Source organism: Saccharothrix isguenensis, assembly GCF_052936305.1.
In genome coordinates, this window is the sequence record NZ_CP193626.1 from 7,288,180 (window position 1) to 7,301,014 (window position 12,835).

Annotated in this window: 14 protein-coding genes; 6 read left to right on the plus strand and 8 right to left on the minus strand. The window is 72.3% G+C overall.

Features of this window, described 5'->3' with window-relative positions:
- Positions 1-53: 53 nt before the first annotated feature.
- The 7 genes from ACRAKI_RS32760 to ACRAKI_RS32790 all read right to left on the minus strand — a co-directional run bounded on the left by ACRAKI_RS32760 (position 54) and on the right by ACRAKI_RS32790 (position 6,183).
- Positions 54-1,394 carry a hypothetical protein gene (locus ACRAKI_RS32760; protein ID WP_447004350.1) on the minus strand — a complete coding sequence of 447 codons (1,341 nt, stop codon included), beginning with the start codon at positions 1,392-1,394 and terminating at the stop codon, positions 54-56.
- Entirely contained in the window at positions 1,391-2,185 is a 795-nt protein-coding gene (locus ACRAKI_RS32765; protein ID WP_447004351.1) for an ABC transporter ATP-binding protein, read from the minus strand. The genes ACRAKI_RS32760 and ACRAKI_RS32765 overlap by 4 nt, the downstream gene beginning before the upstream one ends.
- Before the next feature lie 14 nt (positions 2,186-2,199).
- Positions 2,200-2,970, minus strand: coding sequence for a zf-HC2 domain-containing protein (locus tag ACRAKI_RS32770; RefSeq protein ID WP_447004352.1), 771 nt, complete (start codon positions 2,968-2,970; stop codon positions 2,200-2,202).
- Positions 2,967-3,488: an RNA polymerase sigma factor gene (locus tag ACRAKI_RS32775; protein WP_447004353.1), complete on the minus strand. Its 522-nt coding sequence runs from the start codon at positions 3,486-3,488 to the stop codon at positions 2,967-2,969. Before ACRAKI_RS32775 ends, ACRAKI_RS32770 begins: the two co-directional genes overlap by 4 nt.
- Before the next feature lie 59 nt (positions 3,489-3,547).
- The gene (locus ACRAKI_RS32780) at positions 3,548-3,892 is read right to left on the minus strand and encodes an SRPBCC family protein (protein WP_447004354.1); all 345 of its coding nucleotides are present in this window, start codon (positions 3,890-3,892) and stop codon (positions 3,548-3,550) included.
- Between the two features lie 148 nt (positions 3,893-4,040).
- Positions 4,041-5,543, minus strand: a complete 1,503-nt coding sequence (locus ACRAKI_RS32785; RefSeq protein WP_447004355.1) for a collagen-binding domain-containing protein — start codon at positions 5,541-5,543, stop codon at positions 4,041-4,043.
- Positions 5,544-5,646: 103 nt separating this feature from the next.
- Positions 5,647-6,183: an SMI1/KNR4 family protein gene (locus ACRAKI_RS32790; RefSeq protein ID WP_447004356.1), complete on the minus strand. Its 537-nt coding sequence runs from the start codon at positions 6,181-6,183 to the stop codon at positions 5,647-5,649.
- Between the two features lie 158 nt (positions 6,184-6,341).
- Here ACRAKI_RS32790 and ACRAKI_RS32795 point away from each other — a divergent pair, with 158 nt between their 5' ends.
- The 5 genes from ACRAKI_RS32795 (at position 6,342) to ACRAKI_RS32815 (ending at position 10,009) form a co-directional block, all read left to right on the plus strand.
- The gene (locus ACRAKI_RS32795; protein WP_447004357.1) at positions 6,342-6,665 is read left to right on the plus strand and encodes a hypothetical protein; all 324 of its coding nucleotides are present in this window, start codon (positions 6,342-6,344) and stop codon (positions 6,663-6,665) included.
- Between the two features lies 1 nt (position 6,666).
- Positions 6,667-7,827: a C40 family peptidase gene (locus ACRAKI_RS32800; protein ID WP_447004358.1), complete on the plus strand. Its 1,161-nt coding sequence runs from the start codon at positions 6,667-6,669 to the stop codon at positions 7,825-7,827.
- 4 nt (positions 7,828-7,831) lie between these two features.
- The gene (locus ACRAKI_RS32805; protein WP_447004359.1) at positions 7,832-8,206 is read left to right on the plus strand and encodes a YbaB/EbfC family nucleoid-associated protein; all 375 of its coding nucleotides are present in this window, start codon (positions 7,832-7,834) and stop codon (positions 8,204-8,206) included.
- Entirely contained in the window at positions 8,203-8,727 is a 525-nt protein-coding gene (locus ACRAKI_RS32810; protein WP_447004360.1) for a hypothetical protein, read from the plus strand. The genes ACRAKI_RS32805 and ACRAKI_RS32810 overlap by 4 nt, the downstream gene beginning before the upstream one ends.
- 64 nt (positions 8,728-8,791) lie before the next feature.
- The gene (locus ACRAKI_RS32815) at positions 8,792-10,009 is read left to right on the plus strand and encodes a primosomal protein (RefSeq protein WP_447004361.1); all 1,218 of its coding nucleotides are present in this window, start codon (positions 8,792-8,794) and stop codon (positions 10,007-10,009) included.
- 100 nt (positions 10,010-10,109) lie between these two features.
- Here the strand turns inward: ACRAKI_RS32815 and ACRAKI_RS32820 are convergent, their stop codons facing one another.
- Positions 10,110-11,174, minus strand: a complete 1,065-nt coding sequence (locus tag ACRAKI_RS32820; RefSeq protein WP_447004362.1) for an adenosine deaminase — start codon at positions 11,172-11,174, stop codon at positions 10,110-10,112.
- A gap of 396 nt (positions 11,175-11,570) precedes the next feature.
- Here ACRAKI_RS32820 and ACRAKI_RS32825 point away from each other — a divergent pair, with 396 nt between their 5' ends.
- Positions 11,571-12,779: a hypothetical protein gene (locus ACRAKI_RS32825; RefSeq protein ID WP_447004363.1), complete on the plus strand. Its 1,209-nt coding sequence runs from the start codon at positions 11,571-11,573 to the stop codon at positions 12,777-12,779.
- The last annotated feature ends 56 nt before the right edge of the window (positions 12,780-12,835 follow it).

Consider the following 12,835-nt stretch of genomic DNA (forward strand, 5'->3'; position numbering starts at 1 on the left):
TCGGGTGTTCCGAACGGAGGACTCGCGCGTCCTGAACGGAGGACTCACGGGGGTCATGAGGTCAGGGCGGTGAGGGCGTCGCCGCTGCACGCGGCTTGGACCTCTCGCGCCGCTTGGACGCGGGCCGTCTGAGTGGCTTCGGGGAGTGCGCGCAGCTCCGCCCAAGCCTTCCAGGCCAGCGCGTCGACCTCCTCGCCCAACCAGGCCCGGTACAGCGGCAGCGGCTCCAGGCGACCGGTCAGCCACGACGTCATCACCGTGCGCGCGGCCACCTCGCGTGCCACGGACTCCGGGATGAGATCGCCGTAGCACGTCCGCGTGCCCGCGCCGGCGAGCATGTACCTCGTCACCTGCTCAGGCGTCGGCGGCACTCGGCGGAAGTACGTGAACTCGTCCAAGTCGAGCCACACGGCGTCCGTGGGCTCCGGGCCGCGCCCTTCGAGCTGCACCACGCCCGTCTTCGTCCCCACCACTTCCCGCACCGACGTCGGCGGCGAGGGCAGCTTCGCCAGCAACCGCAACGCCTCGCGGGCCGGCCCCGCCAACGCCGCCCGCTCGTGCTCGTGCGCTCGCATCAGGCACAACTGCTCCGCGCACACGAGTTCAGCGGCCACCGGATCAGGTGAGATCGCCTCCTCCGCCGTGGCGGGCAGCAGCGGCACGGCGACAGCGCCCGCCACCAGCACCGGCAGCACCGCCGGCCACCGACGCCGCAGCGCCACCAGCAGGAACCCCGTCAGCGCCACCCCGACGAACCACACCGCCTGCACCGCGCTCACCGAACCGGCCACCGACGCGAACACCGACCTCGGGAACGGCAGCGACGGCAGCAACGCGGTCCACGGCAGGCCGTCCCCCGGCTGCCCCACCCCGAGCGACGTCAGGGCCAGCCCGCCGACCGCCACCACGGGCGGCACCAACGGCGACGGCACGAGCCGGCCCAACCCGACGCCCAACCACGCCGCCGCGACCAGCGCCAACGCGCCCACCAGCGCGGCCGGCACCCAGCCCCGGTGGAAGTAGTCCGTCGCCGAAGGCACCTGCACCGCACCGACCGCGAACACCAGCGCGTACCCACCGACCACCCCGACCGCCAGCGCGCCGAGCGTCCACCCCACCCGCTGCGCACGCGGCCGCGGCGTGGACGCGAACAGCTCCTCCACCCCGGACCGCCGGTCCCGCAACCCCTGCAACGCACCCGCGCCGAGCACCAGCGGCCACGAGAACACCAGCATGAACCGGATCCACTCGGCCAACGTCGTCCACTGCCGGGTCCACGCCGTGCTGACCTTCGTCGACGGCCCCCAGGTCAGCAGCCCCAGCATCACCACGGCGACCAGCGCACCGACCAGCAGCGCGGTGGTCCGCTTCAACTCGATCCCGAGGACCCTCACCAGCCACCAGCCTCACCGAGCAGGGCCGAGTACCCGCGTTCCAGCGGGCTGTCGCCGACGTGGTCCGGTCCACCGGCGGCGGCCAGGTCGTCCGGCGTGCCCTGGAACACGAGCCGACCGGCGTCGACCAGCACCACGTCCGTGCAGGCCGCCGCGACGTCCTCGACCAGGTGCGTCGACACGACCACGCACGAGTCGGAGCCCAACTCCTGCACCAGCTCCCGGAACCGGACCCGTTGACCGGGGTCGAGCCCGGCGGTCGGCTCGTCCAGCAGCAGCACCTCGGGGTCGTTCACGATGGCCTGCGCGATACCGGCCCGCCGCACCATGCCGCCGGACAGCGTCTTCATCCGGTGGTCCGCGCGGTCGGCCAGGCCGACCCGTTCGACGGCACGCTGCACCGCGCCGGGGATGTCCCGCTTGGGCATCTCCTTGAGCCACGCCATGTACTCGACGAACTCCCGCACGGTGAACCGCTTGTAGTAGCCGAAGTCCTGCGGCAGGTACCCGAGCGACCGGCGCAGCCCGCGCAGGTCGACCTGGCCGGACACCGGCGAGCCGAGCACCTCCAACGTCCCGGACACGGGCCGCAGCACCGTCGCCAACGACCGGATCAGCGTGGTCTTGCCCGCGCCGTTCGGGCCGAGCAGCCCGTGCACTCCGCGGCCCAGCCGCAGGTCGAGCCCGTCCACCGCCATCGTCCGGCCCGCACGCACGCGCAGGCCCTCCGCCTTGACCTGCCAGGCGTACTTCGTCGGCGCGACTTCCGCCGCGTTCACCGCACGTGCCACGTCCCCTACCTCCGTCACAGTCGCGCGTAGGCCGCGGACCTGAAGAACACGGCGGCGGCGCCCCCGACGAGCACCGCCGCCCACGCGGGCGACGCACCGGGCGCGAGCACGCCGGGCACACCGCCGAGCACCACTGCCGGGCCGATCACCAGCACCGCCCACGTGGCGGCGGTGGCGACGGCGGCCCGGCGAATCCCGATCACGCCGCCGAGCGCGAGCGTCGCGGACGTGACACCCAGGCACGGCAGCAGCCAGTACGCGGGTGACGCGCCGGCCAGCCAGCCGCCCACCAGCAACGCGGGCAGCACCGCCACCAGCACCACGACCGTCCGGCGCAGCACGAGTCGCAGACCGGCCCGCGCGGTCGACACGACCAGTTCGTAGGCCGGGTCCATGGCCCGCGACCAGGCCGCGGCCACGCCCAGCACCGGCACGATCGGCGCGATCAGCAAGACGGCGGACGACACCGAGCCCGACTGGAGCAGCCCTTCCAGCGACAGGGCCGCCAACACCACGAACGCGGTCATGGCCAGCCACGGCAGGAACGCCGGCGTCGCCCACCGCGCGAACCGACCACGTCCGCGCACCGGTGTGCCGGTCGGCTCCAACCCCGCCCACACGGCTTCGGTCAACGCCGTGACCTGCGGTGGAGCCACATCAGCCAGTCGCAGCCGGCACAGCTCGCAGGTCTCCAGGTGCGCTTCGACCGACCACAACCGGTCAGCGGGCAGGTCGTCGCCCGACGCGTAGCGGGCGATCAACTCGGCGGACGCGTGCTCGCTCATGACAGTGCCTCCCGCATCGCGATCCGAGCCCGCCTCGCGCGGGTCTTGACGGTGCCCTCCGGCACCCCGAGCAGCACCGCGGTCTCCCGCACGCTCAGCCCGTCCAGCACCATCGCCTGGAGCACTTGTCGCAGCTCGGGCGCCAGGTCGCGCAACGCGCCGCCGACGTCGTCGCTCAACGTCCCCGCCAGCACCTCGTCCTCGGCGGCGGGCGCGGTCCCGACGACCGGCACCGGCCGGGCCTGGTGCGCGCGGCGGCGGAACGCGTCGACCAGCCGGCGGGCCGCGATCGTCCACAGCCAGCCGACCGCCGTGCCGTCGACCGCCGCGCCCGCGAACGACCCCGCCGCCCGCCACACGGCCAGGTACGTCTCCTGCATGACCTCGGCGACGACCTGCTCGTCCGCGCACCGGCGGCGCAGGCGCACCGCCAGCCACGGGGACGTTCGGCGGTACAGCTCTTCGAACGCGGCACGGTCGCCACGGGCCACCGCGCGGACCAGCTGCTCCTCGTTCACACCCGGCAAGACGCCGCGCCCGCCGTGGAGGTTCTCACGCCGAAGTGATTCAAGTCACATCAATACCAGGCGTTGCCGTTGTCGGCGGCGTTCAGCTCGGCCTCGGCCGTCGCCCGGTGCGAGATCGCCGCGACCGCCTCCTCCAGGTCCCGGCGCACGTCACCGGGCTCGTCGGTTTCCACCGCGATCGAAACTTGGCTGCGCCCCGCGCCGTCGTCGACGACCGTCAGCTCGCCCCGGTAGCGGTTCTCCTCCCACGAGACGCTGCGGCGGTCGTGGTCGATGCGCGGGGTCGAGGTGGACAGTCCCGGCAGGTGCTGGGGCAGGCTCTCGGGACGTGCCAGGAACTCGAACAGCTCCCGGGCCGACATCTCGACCGGCGCCTGGTACTCGTAGCTGGTCATGGCTGCGGATACCCGGTCAGGCCGGGCTCAAGACGCCGCTGAACGGGTCGCGCGGCGCATCGTTCGAACGGGTCATGCCCTGCTCGCACGCCCTATGGTCATGGGTCACCTGTCCAACCGACCGCCCGGCCGACCAACCGCCGGGCCGTCAGCTGCGGCGGTCGCGGAGCCTGGTGAGCGCGAGGGCGATCCCGCCGGACAGGACGAGCAGGACGCCCGACGTCAGCAGGCCTCGGACGGAGGCGCCGGTGTCAGCGAGTTGGTCGTCGTCGCCGCCCGGTTGAACGGCTGTCGGGTGGGTGGTGGTCCCGACGCCGGAACCGGGTGTCGTGGTGGTCGCCCCGGTGGTGGTGCTCGCCCCGGTGGTGGTGGGCACCGTCGTGGTCGACGGGGTCGGGCCTGGCGTGGTCGTCGTCGGCACCGTCGTGGTCGGGCCGCTGGTCGTCGTGGTTGGCCCGGCGGTGGTCGTGGTCGGTTCGGCGGTGGTGGTGGTCGGCTGCGTGGTGGTGGTCGGCTGGGTCGTCGTCGAGGGCTCGGTCGTGGTCGTCGGCTCGGTCGTGGTGGTGGGCGTGGTGCCGCAGGTGGTGACGATGTCGTCGAACGGGGCGTTGTGGATCTCGCCACCGCTGCCTGCGGTCTCACCACCGTGCACCAGCGACCGGACCACCACAGCGCCCTCGATGTTGGACGGGCTGAGGTCCACCAGGGTCGCGTTCGGCGCGTAGACCGTGCCCCACACCGTGGGCGACTCCGCCGGCAGCGTGATGGTCCCCGACGTGGTGAAGTTCCACAGCACGTGCCGCGACGGGCCGGCGCCCTGCCAGCTCACGTTCGGCACGTCCCAGGTGTAGTCACCGGCCACCTCGACGTTGATGATCAGCCACGCCCCGACGCCGGGCTGGGAGTAGCCGTTGCGCGGGTTGACGCTGTCCAGGGCGGTCATCTGCGCGGGCGTCAGGGTCAGCACGTTCTGGCCCGGCCGCAGACCGATCGTCGCGTTCGGATCGGTGCCGTTCCACGGCCCCTGCCCGTTCTGGTCCGTCAACGTCACGGTCGACGGGCACGCGAACATCTCCGCGTTGAGCCCCCGGTACGTGGCGAACAACGACGCGAAGTCGAACCCACTGGCTCCCCCGACCGACTCGGCGGGCTGCGAGGTCTGGATCGAGATGCCGGGCTGGTCGGCCGGCGCGGCGCCGTCGGGCACCACCCACGTCACGCCGCCGGACGGCAGCACGTCCGCCCCGCTCAAGTCGCCGATCTTGGCGTAGGAGTTGCCGAGCACGCTCAGGACGCCCGTGCTCCCGGCGAAGTCCGGCGCGCCGCCGATGACGAGGCTGGTCGGCTGGGTGTCACCGGGCAGCGCGTACGTGCCCGGGTTGTTGGACCCCGCGTTGTACTGGCGGAACCGGACGTCGCCGCCGATCGCCATCGGCCCCTCGGTCTCGTTCTCGTACAGCCCGGCGTCGCCTTCGACCAGCACGAGGAACCCGTGGCTCGGGTCGGCGTGCACATCTCCGGGCGCGACCGGCCGCAACGGGTTCACCACCGCCTGGAGCCTGGCCGCGGACTGCCCGGGGCTCGCCCACCCGATCGCCAGGGCGGCGACGCCCGCGGCAAGACCGACTGCTCCGACGCGCCTGATCAGCATGTCCGGCTCCCGGGGAGGATCGACAACCCTCCAGCAGCCAACGTCAACTCCCCGGCAGCGGCGCGCCGGGACACCGGGATTCACTCGCCGGAGTGATCTTCCGTCAGTCGGTGCGCCACCCGAGCCGGCCGTCCGTGGTGACCAACGGCTCGCAGTGGCCGAGCCGCCCCCGGTGCTCCAGCGCGGTGGCGACCTCGTCCAGCATCTCGTCCAAGCTGGTCCACTCCGGCTTCAGCATCTCGCCCGCCTGCCGGTCCCACTCGACCACGCACCCGCACAGCACACCCGGACGCAGGTCGACCGCCAGCGCGTCACCGCACCCGTCGAACGCGATCGGCAACCACATCGGGTGAAAGCCCGCGGTCGGCGTGCCGGCTTCCGAGTCGAGGTCCGCCGGCCAGAACCGCTCCTTCAGCCGCCACGACCGCAGCGCGTTGGACGGACCGAGAGGCGTGTAGAACGGCGGCAGCACCTCGGCGAACGCCAAGTTCGCCGTCCCGCCGCACACCGCCCACCACGAACGCAGGTCGGCCGGCGGTTCCAGCCCGCTCGCATGCGCCAGCGCCTCGACCGCGGCGTGGTCCTCAGGGGGCACGAACGCCGACACGGTCGAGGGGGCGTGGTGGTCCAACCACGCCACGATCCGTTCCCAATGGCGCAAAACACCCACGTACACATGATCAGGTAGCGACACCGCCCGTGGTACCGCCCATCGGGGCAGGATCTCGCCGAACGCCGCACAACCCGGTTCCGGATGCGGCAGGATCGCCACCGCACGGCACCAAAAGGGGGACGAGGGTGGAACGGGGTTTCGGCGTCGACACCGCCGCGCTGTCGGCGTACGGCGGCACGGCCGCGGGTCTGGCGAGCGAGGTCGGCGCGATCGGCACGTCGACGTTGGCGGGCACGACGTCGTTGGCGGCGGGCAGTTTCGGCGAGATCGGCGACGAGGTCGGGTTGGGCGCGGCGTTCCAGCGCGCGGCACAGGCCCAAGTGGACGGTGTGGCCGCCGCGTCGGCCGGGCTGTCCGCGTTCGCCGAGGCCGTGCGGAAGGCCGGCGAGGCGTACGTCGAGCAGGAGGCGCGGAACAGCGCCGACCTCGACCGCGCGACCCAGGTCTGACGTGGACGTCGGAGGCTTCCTGGCGGCCCTGGTCCAGCCCATGGAGGACCACCTGGCCAAGCTCGACGGCGACACCGGCGGCGCGACGAGCGCGGCGGACGCGTTCGGGCGGGCGTCCTCGGCGTTGACCGAGATCGACGGCAGGCACACGGGTGCGGCGAACTCCGCGCTGGCGAGTTGGTACGGCGAGAGGGCGAACGCGTTCCAGGCTCGCGCGTCGACCTTCTCCGGCGGCGTGGGCACGTTGGCGCGCAACGCGACGGCCACCCAGCAGGCCGCGACCACCGCCGTGAGCGCGGTGACGTCCGGCAAGACCGCGATCCAGGGCCTGATCGACGAGTTCACCGGCTGGGCGTGGCCCCGGCTGGCCGCGGCTGCGGCGGCGGGCGTGTTCGGCGGGGTGGGAGCGGTGCTCGCGGTGGCGGCGGAGGTGACCGCCAAGGCCCGTGACTACGAGGGCAGGACCGGGCGAGAACTGGAGAAGGTCCGCACCGAGCTGACCGCCGTCGTCACGCAGTTGCAGGGCTTGCAGCAGCCGGACTTCGCCGGGCTCGGCGATCCGCTGGGCGCGGAGAGCGGCGGCACCACGTCCACGTCGTCGGCGAGCGGTGACGGCGGCGGGCGCCAGTCCTCTTCGACCGGCGGCAGCGGCGGTGGTGGTGACACCGGTGGTGGCGGCGGAGGCGGTAGTGGCGGCGGAGGTGGAGGAGGCGGCGGAGGTGCCGTGGGGCCGCGTCTGCCGGTGGCCATCCCGCCGCAGCCCGGCACCGGCGTGGGCGTGAACCTGCCGGACGGCAGCTCCGCCGAGGCCCCCAACGAGACCGCCGCACGGGCCGTGCGCAACGCGTTGTCCGCCTTGGGCACCCCGTACGTCTGGGGTGGCGCGAACCCGCCGCAGGGCACCGATTGCAGCGGCCTGACCCAGTGGGCCTACGCGGGCGCCGGGTTCGACATCCCCCGGCCGGCGTCGTCGCAGGCGATGGGCGCGTCCGTGCCGCCGGACCAGCTGCTGCCCGGCGACCTCGTGGTGTGGGACGGGCACGTGGCGATGGTGATCGGCAACGGGCAGATGGTGGAGGCGGGCGACCCGGTGCAGGTGGGCCCGATCCGCACCGGCAACAGCGGCATGGGTTTCATGGGCTTCTACCGACCGACGGGCTGAGGGCGTGGACGAGACGGAGCGGGCGGCCCGGCGGGTCGCGGACACCGGGCGGCAGGTCGCCGAGCACGTGGCGCGCACCGGGCCGGTGCGCGGGCGTGCGTCGTCGCCGGACGGCGCGGTCACGGTCGTGGCGGCGCCCGGCGGGCCGCCGCAGGAGGTCAGGATCGCGCCCGGGGCGTTGGCCATGGGGCCGCGGGCGCTGGCGGACGAGATCCTGCGCGTGTCGGCACGGGCCTCCCGTGACGCCGCCACCCGGATGCACCGGACGGTGGAACGGGTGGCGGACCCGGCGGTGGTGCGGGCGTTGGGCGAGATCGGCTTCGAGCGCGGTCCGGACGACGACGACTTCGACGGCTCGTACCTGAGGGGTTCGCGGTGACGCAGGAGCAACGACTCGCGGCGGCCGAGGGTCTGACCGACGTGCTGGCCCGCACGACCGGCGCGGCCCAGCACCCGACCGGACTGGCCCGCGCCACGGCGACCGCGACGGGTGAGCTGAAGGCGCTCGACCTGCACCCGAACGCGTTGGCCCGGGGGCCGGACGCGGTCGGCCGCCTCGTCGTGGAGACGGCCCGGCTGGCGACCGACGCGGCCGTGCGGAAGAGCTACAACGAGCTGGCCAAGTCGTTGGGCGACAGCATGGCCATGGCGGTCGAGGCCTTCGCCGGTCCACCACCCCTCAAGGCCGCGGTCCCGACCCCGCACCAACCCGGTGACCAGGGCGGACGTGGCGATCAGGGCTCGTCCGGAGGACGATCGCGGACGGCCGCGACGCCCGCCGGCCCACCGTCGCCACCGTGGGCCGGGCAGCGGCGGGGTCGGCCGGCACCCCGTCCGGAGCCCGCGGAAACGGACGACGACGACTACTTCGCCGACCCTTTCCGTGGTCAACGGCAGTAGCGCGTGATCGACCCCGTAGTCTTGCCCCGCATCGCAAAGGGGCATGGCGTGACCGGGAGGTCGGATGGCACAGGACATCGTCCCGATCGAGCTGGGGCTCACTCAGGGTGATGTTGTCACCCTATGGGCTCCGCGCTGGCGGGAAGAGGGCGAGGAGTGGGAGGCATTCCTCGGCCACGAGGAGGACCTGTACGCCTTTCCGGATGCCGCGCACCTCGCGGCGTTCGTGCGCAAGGCCGAAGAGCACGACCTGACCGACCACCCGGCGTGGCACGTGGTGCCCGCGCTGTCGGTCGGTGAGCTGTCGCCGGACGACAACCACCAGTTCGACCTGGTCGGTGTGCCGGAGCTGGTCGCCGAGGAGCCCGACACGTGGGTCATCGGCGAGCTGGCGGACGTGGTGTCGATCGTGCGGTCGCTGGCCGACGTGTGCGACCTGGAGAAGGTGCACGAGATCCTGGACTCGGCGGAGGGCTTCTCGCTCCTGCCGCAGGGCACGCTGCCGTTCACCGGCCGCGAGGGCCAGGCGCTGTGGACCGAGATCGCCGAGGTCGTCTCCGAGAAGTGGGACGAGGTGCTGGACGCGATCGACGAGGTCGTGACCACGCCGGACATCGACGAGGCCGAGCTGAAGACCGCCCAGGAGGAGTTGGCCGCCTTCGAGGAGGCCAACGCCGCGGCGGCGGTCGCCAAGTCCGAGTCGGAGGACGACGAGGACGAGGACGAGGAGTCGGTCGGGTTCTGGGCCGAGGTCGGCATCGACCCGATCAAGATCATCACCAGTGCGGGCGAGTACTACACGCTGCGCTGCTACCTGGACGACCAGCCGGTGTTCCTCGGCCGCAAGGGCAAGATCGACGTGTTCGGCTCGCCGCGCGCGTTGGCCCGGTTCATCGTCGAGGCCGACGACAACGACCTGGCCGAGGTCTCGACCTGGGGCGAGCTGGTGACCAAGGCGACCGGCGGCGACCTGGAGGTCGAGGTCGACCCGGACAACGTCTACGTGCTCACCGGCCTGGACGAGGACATCGCCGACGGCCCGGACGGGATCGACGCGACGCAGCTCGACCTGGTGGTGGAGCTGCTCGAGGACGCGGGCGAGTGGGCGAACGACGACACCGTGAAGGTGGCGCTGAACCAGTCCGAGCGGCTGGGGTGGCTGGTGTCGTACGTGCTCAAGCCCGACCCCACCCGGTTGGCGCCCAGCGCTCCGTTCGACGACGAGCAGCAGGCGTGGCGGAACCTCGTGGCGTCGTTCGAGGACCGGCTCAAGGTGCACTAGCACCGGTAGGCGCTGAGAAGCAAGAGGTCGCGGGCTCCGGTGGAGCCCGCGACCTCTTGCATTGCCGTGCTCGCCGCCGGCGGGCTTCCTGCTGGAAGACCTACTGCTGGAGGGCGGCGTACGCGGGCTCGATGACGTCCTGGATCAGGGCGCGGCGCTCGTCGTGCGTGATGAACGCGGCCTTGGCGGCGTTGACCGTGAACTTGCGCAGGTCGTCCCAGCCGAACCCGAAGTGCTCGACCACGGTGGCGAACTCGCCGGTCATCGACACCTGGCTCATCAGCCGGTTGTCGGTGTTCACGGTGACCCGGAAGCCCAGGTCGGCCATCCGCCGGATCGGGTGCTCGGCCAGCGACGCCACCGCGCCGGTGTGCACGTTCGACGTCGGGCACATCTCCAGCGCGATGCGCCGGTCCCGCACGTAGGCCGCGAGGTGGCCGACCTCGTCGCCCTTGATGTCCTCGGCCAGCCGCACGCCGTGGCCCAGCCGCTCCGCGCCCGCGAGCTGCACGGCCTCCCAGGCCGACTCGGCGCCCGCGGCCTCGGCGGCGTGGATGGTGAAGTGCGCGTTCTGCTGCCGCAGGTACTCGAACGCGGACAGCTCCTTGCTGGGCGGGAAGCCGATCTCGGGGCCGGCGATGTCGAAGCCGACCACGCCCGCCTCCCGGTAGCGGACCACCAGGTCGGCGATGCGCTGCCAGCCGTCGTTCTGGCGCATCGCGCACAGCAGCGTGCCGACCTTGATGCGACCGCCGGACGCGGCCTCACCCTGGCGGAAGCCCTCCTGCACGGCCTCGACGGCCTGCTCCAGGCTGAGGCCCTTCTCGGTGAACAGCTCCGGGGCGTAGCGGATCTCGGCGTAGACGACGCCGTCGTCGGCGAGGTCCTGCACGGCTTCGGAGGCGACGCGGACCAGCGCGGACTCGTCCTGCATGACGCCGCAGGTGTGGGCGAAGCCCTCGAGGTAGCGGACCAGCGAGCCGGAGTTGGCGTTGTCTCGGAACCAGGAGCCCAGTGCCACCGGGTCGGTGGTGGGCAGGCCCTGGTGGCCACAGGCTTCGGCGAGTTCGATCACCGTCTGGGGGCGGAGGCCACCGTCGAGGTGGTCGTGCAGCAGCACCTTGGGTGCGCTGCGGAGGGCCTCCTGGGTAAGCGGGGTCGACATGGTCGTCACCGTATACCGGTGACACGCCGTGTCGGTCCGCGACGGAATGATCTTGTCAAGGTATGATCAGCTCGGAGTCACGCGATGTGTGGAGAACCACTCGCTTGGGTGCCTCCTCACCGTTGTGCACTCGTGATGCAGAACTTTGCGCTACCGCTACCACGGCTTTAGTCACTCGCACGGCGGATGCTCGCACGACGCTCTCCCGAACCTGCCGTCCGTTACCTTCAGGTGTGCCCGCTCGTTGTCACTCGAACGGACTACACGCAAGGCCGGTACGGGCGGCCCCTGGCGGGGGGCGCTACTGCGCACCGCCCCAACCTGGCTAGGCTCCCGGAGGTCTCCCCTCCCCTGGACGAAGGCACCCGAGCCGTGAACGAGAACAACAACTCCACGATGTCCTTCGATCGGATGCGCAACATGCTCACGCGCGCCGCGGAGATTCGTGAGAGCGAACAGCAGCAGATCTTCGACGCACTGGACGAGATCCACGCGAGGATGTCCCCGCTCGAATCGCTGGGTTCCGTTCGCAAGCGCCTGTCCGAGCTGCCCGACCGGAACGAGGTCAGCGTGCTGGCCGAGCGCCTGGACGAGGCGCTGGCCAGGCTGGAGGCGCAGGACAACGCGGTCCAGGGCATCGGGCGGGCCGTCGAAGGCCTGGTCGACAAGCTGGCCAAGCCGTTCGCGCAGCTCGACGGTCGGCTCGACGGGGTGGCGGGCCGGTTCGAGGGTGTCGCCGGGCGGATGGACGGGCTGGAGGACAAGCTCTCCCACATCCACAAGCGCCTCGACGACCTCGACGGGCACCTGGACAAGCAGGACGGCAAGGTCGAGCAGGTGCCGGCGGCGGTGACCGGGCCGCTGCGCGAGCGCATCGAGGCGCTGGAAGCCGCGCTGCGCGGGCGTCTGGACGAGGTGGACGAGGGCGTCCACGAGCACCTCGACGGCACGCGCGAGGCGTTGCAGCGGTCCGTGACGGAGTCGAACAACACCCTGCACGGCAAGCTGGACGAGACGCGCGAGAACCTCAACACCACGCGCGACGGCCTGCACGCGACCCTCACCGAGACCCGCGACTCGCTGGCGGCGTCGTTGACGGACACGCGCACGACGATGAACGGCAAGCTGGACGAGGCCCGCGAGGCGCTGCACGCCGCGCTGGACGAGACCCGCGAGCAGGTCGACGCGACGGACCGGCTGGAGGCGTTGGCGCAGCGCTTGGAGCAGGTCACGTCCCGCCTCGACACCATGACGACGCGACTGGACTCGGTCGAGGACGACTTCGCGGCGCGGCTCGGCGAGCTGTCCGGTGTGGTGGAGCAGGGGATCGCCAAGGTCGAGGGGACCTTGGCCACCCGGCCGGACACCGATTCGCTGGCCGGTCTGGTGCGCAGGAGCAACCAGGAGTCGGAGCAGCGCATCGGCGGGCAGTTGGACGAGGCGATGGCCACCTTCGCCGAGCTCATCCTCGGCGGCGGCTCCCCCACCCCGCCCCCGCCCCCCACCGCCCTGCCCCGGCCGCAGCGGCGCACCCGGAAGAACGGGCCGAAGACGAACGACAACCGGAACGTGGACGACGACGACCTGACCGCCGAAGGCGCCTGATCGCCCGTACCCGACAAGGCCCGGTCCGCTTCGCGCGGGCCGGGCCTTGTTCCGCT

Bases quoted from the DNA above. Each gene is read 5' to 3' on its own strand.
- ACRAKI_RS32770 (WP_447004352.1), bottom strand. From the start codon at position 2,970: ATGAGCGAGCACGCGTCCGCCGAGTTGATCGCCCGCTACGCGTCGGGC.
- ACRAKI_RS32780 (WP_447004354.1), bottom strand. From the start codon at position 3,892: ATGACCAGCTACGAGTACCAGGCGCCGGTCGAGATGTCGGCCCGGGAG.
- ACRAKI_RS32785 (WP_447004355.1), bottom strand. From the start codon at position 5,543: ATGCTGATCAGGCGCGTCGGAGCAGTCGGTCTTGCCGCGGGCGTCGCC.
- ACRAKI_RS32815 (WP_447004361.1), top strand. From the start codon at position 8,792: ATGGCACAGGACATCGTCCCGATCGAGCTGGGGCTCACTCAGGGTGAT.
- ACRAKI_RS32820 (WP_447004362.1), bottom strand. From the start codon at position 11,174: ATGTCGACCCCGCTTACCCAGGAGGCCCTCCGCAGCGCACCCAAGGTG.
- ACRAKI_RS32825 (WP_447004363.1), top strand. From the start codon at position 11,571: ATGTCCTTCGATCGGATGCGCAACATGCTCACGCGCGCCGCGGAGATT.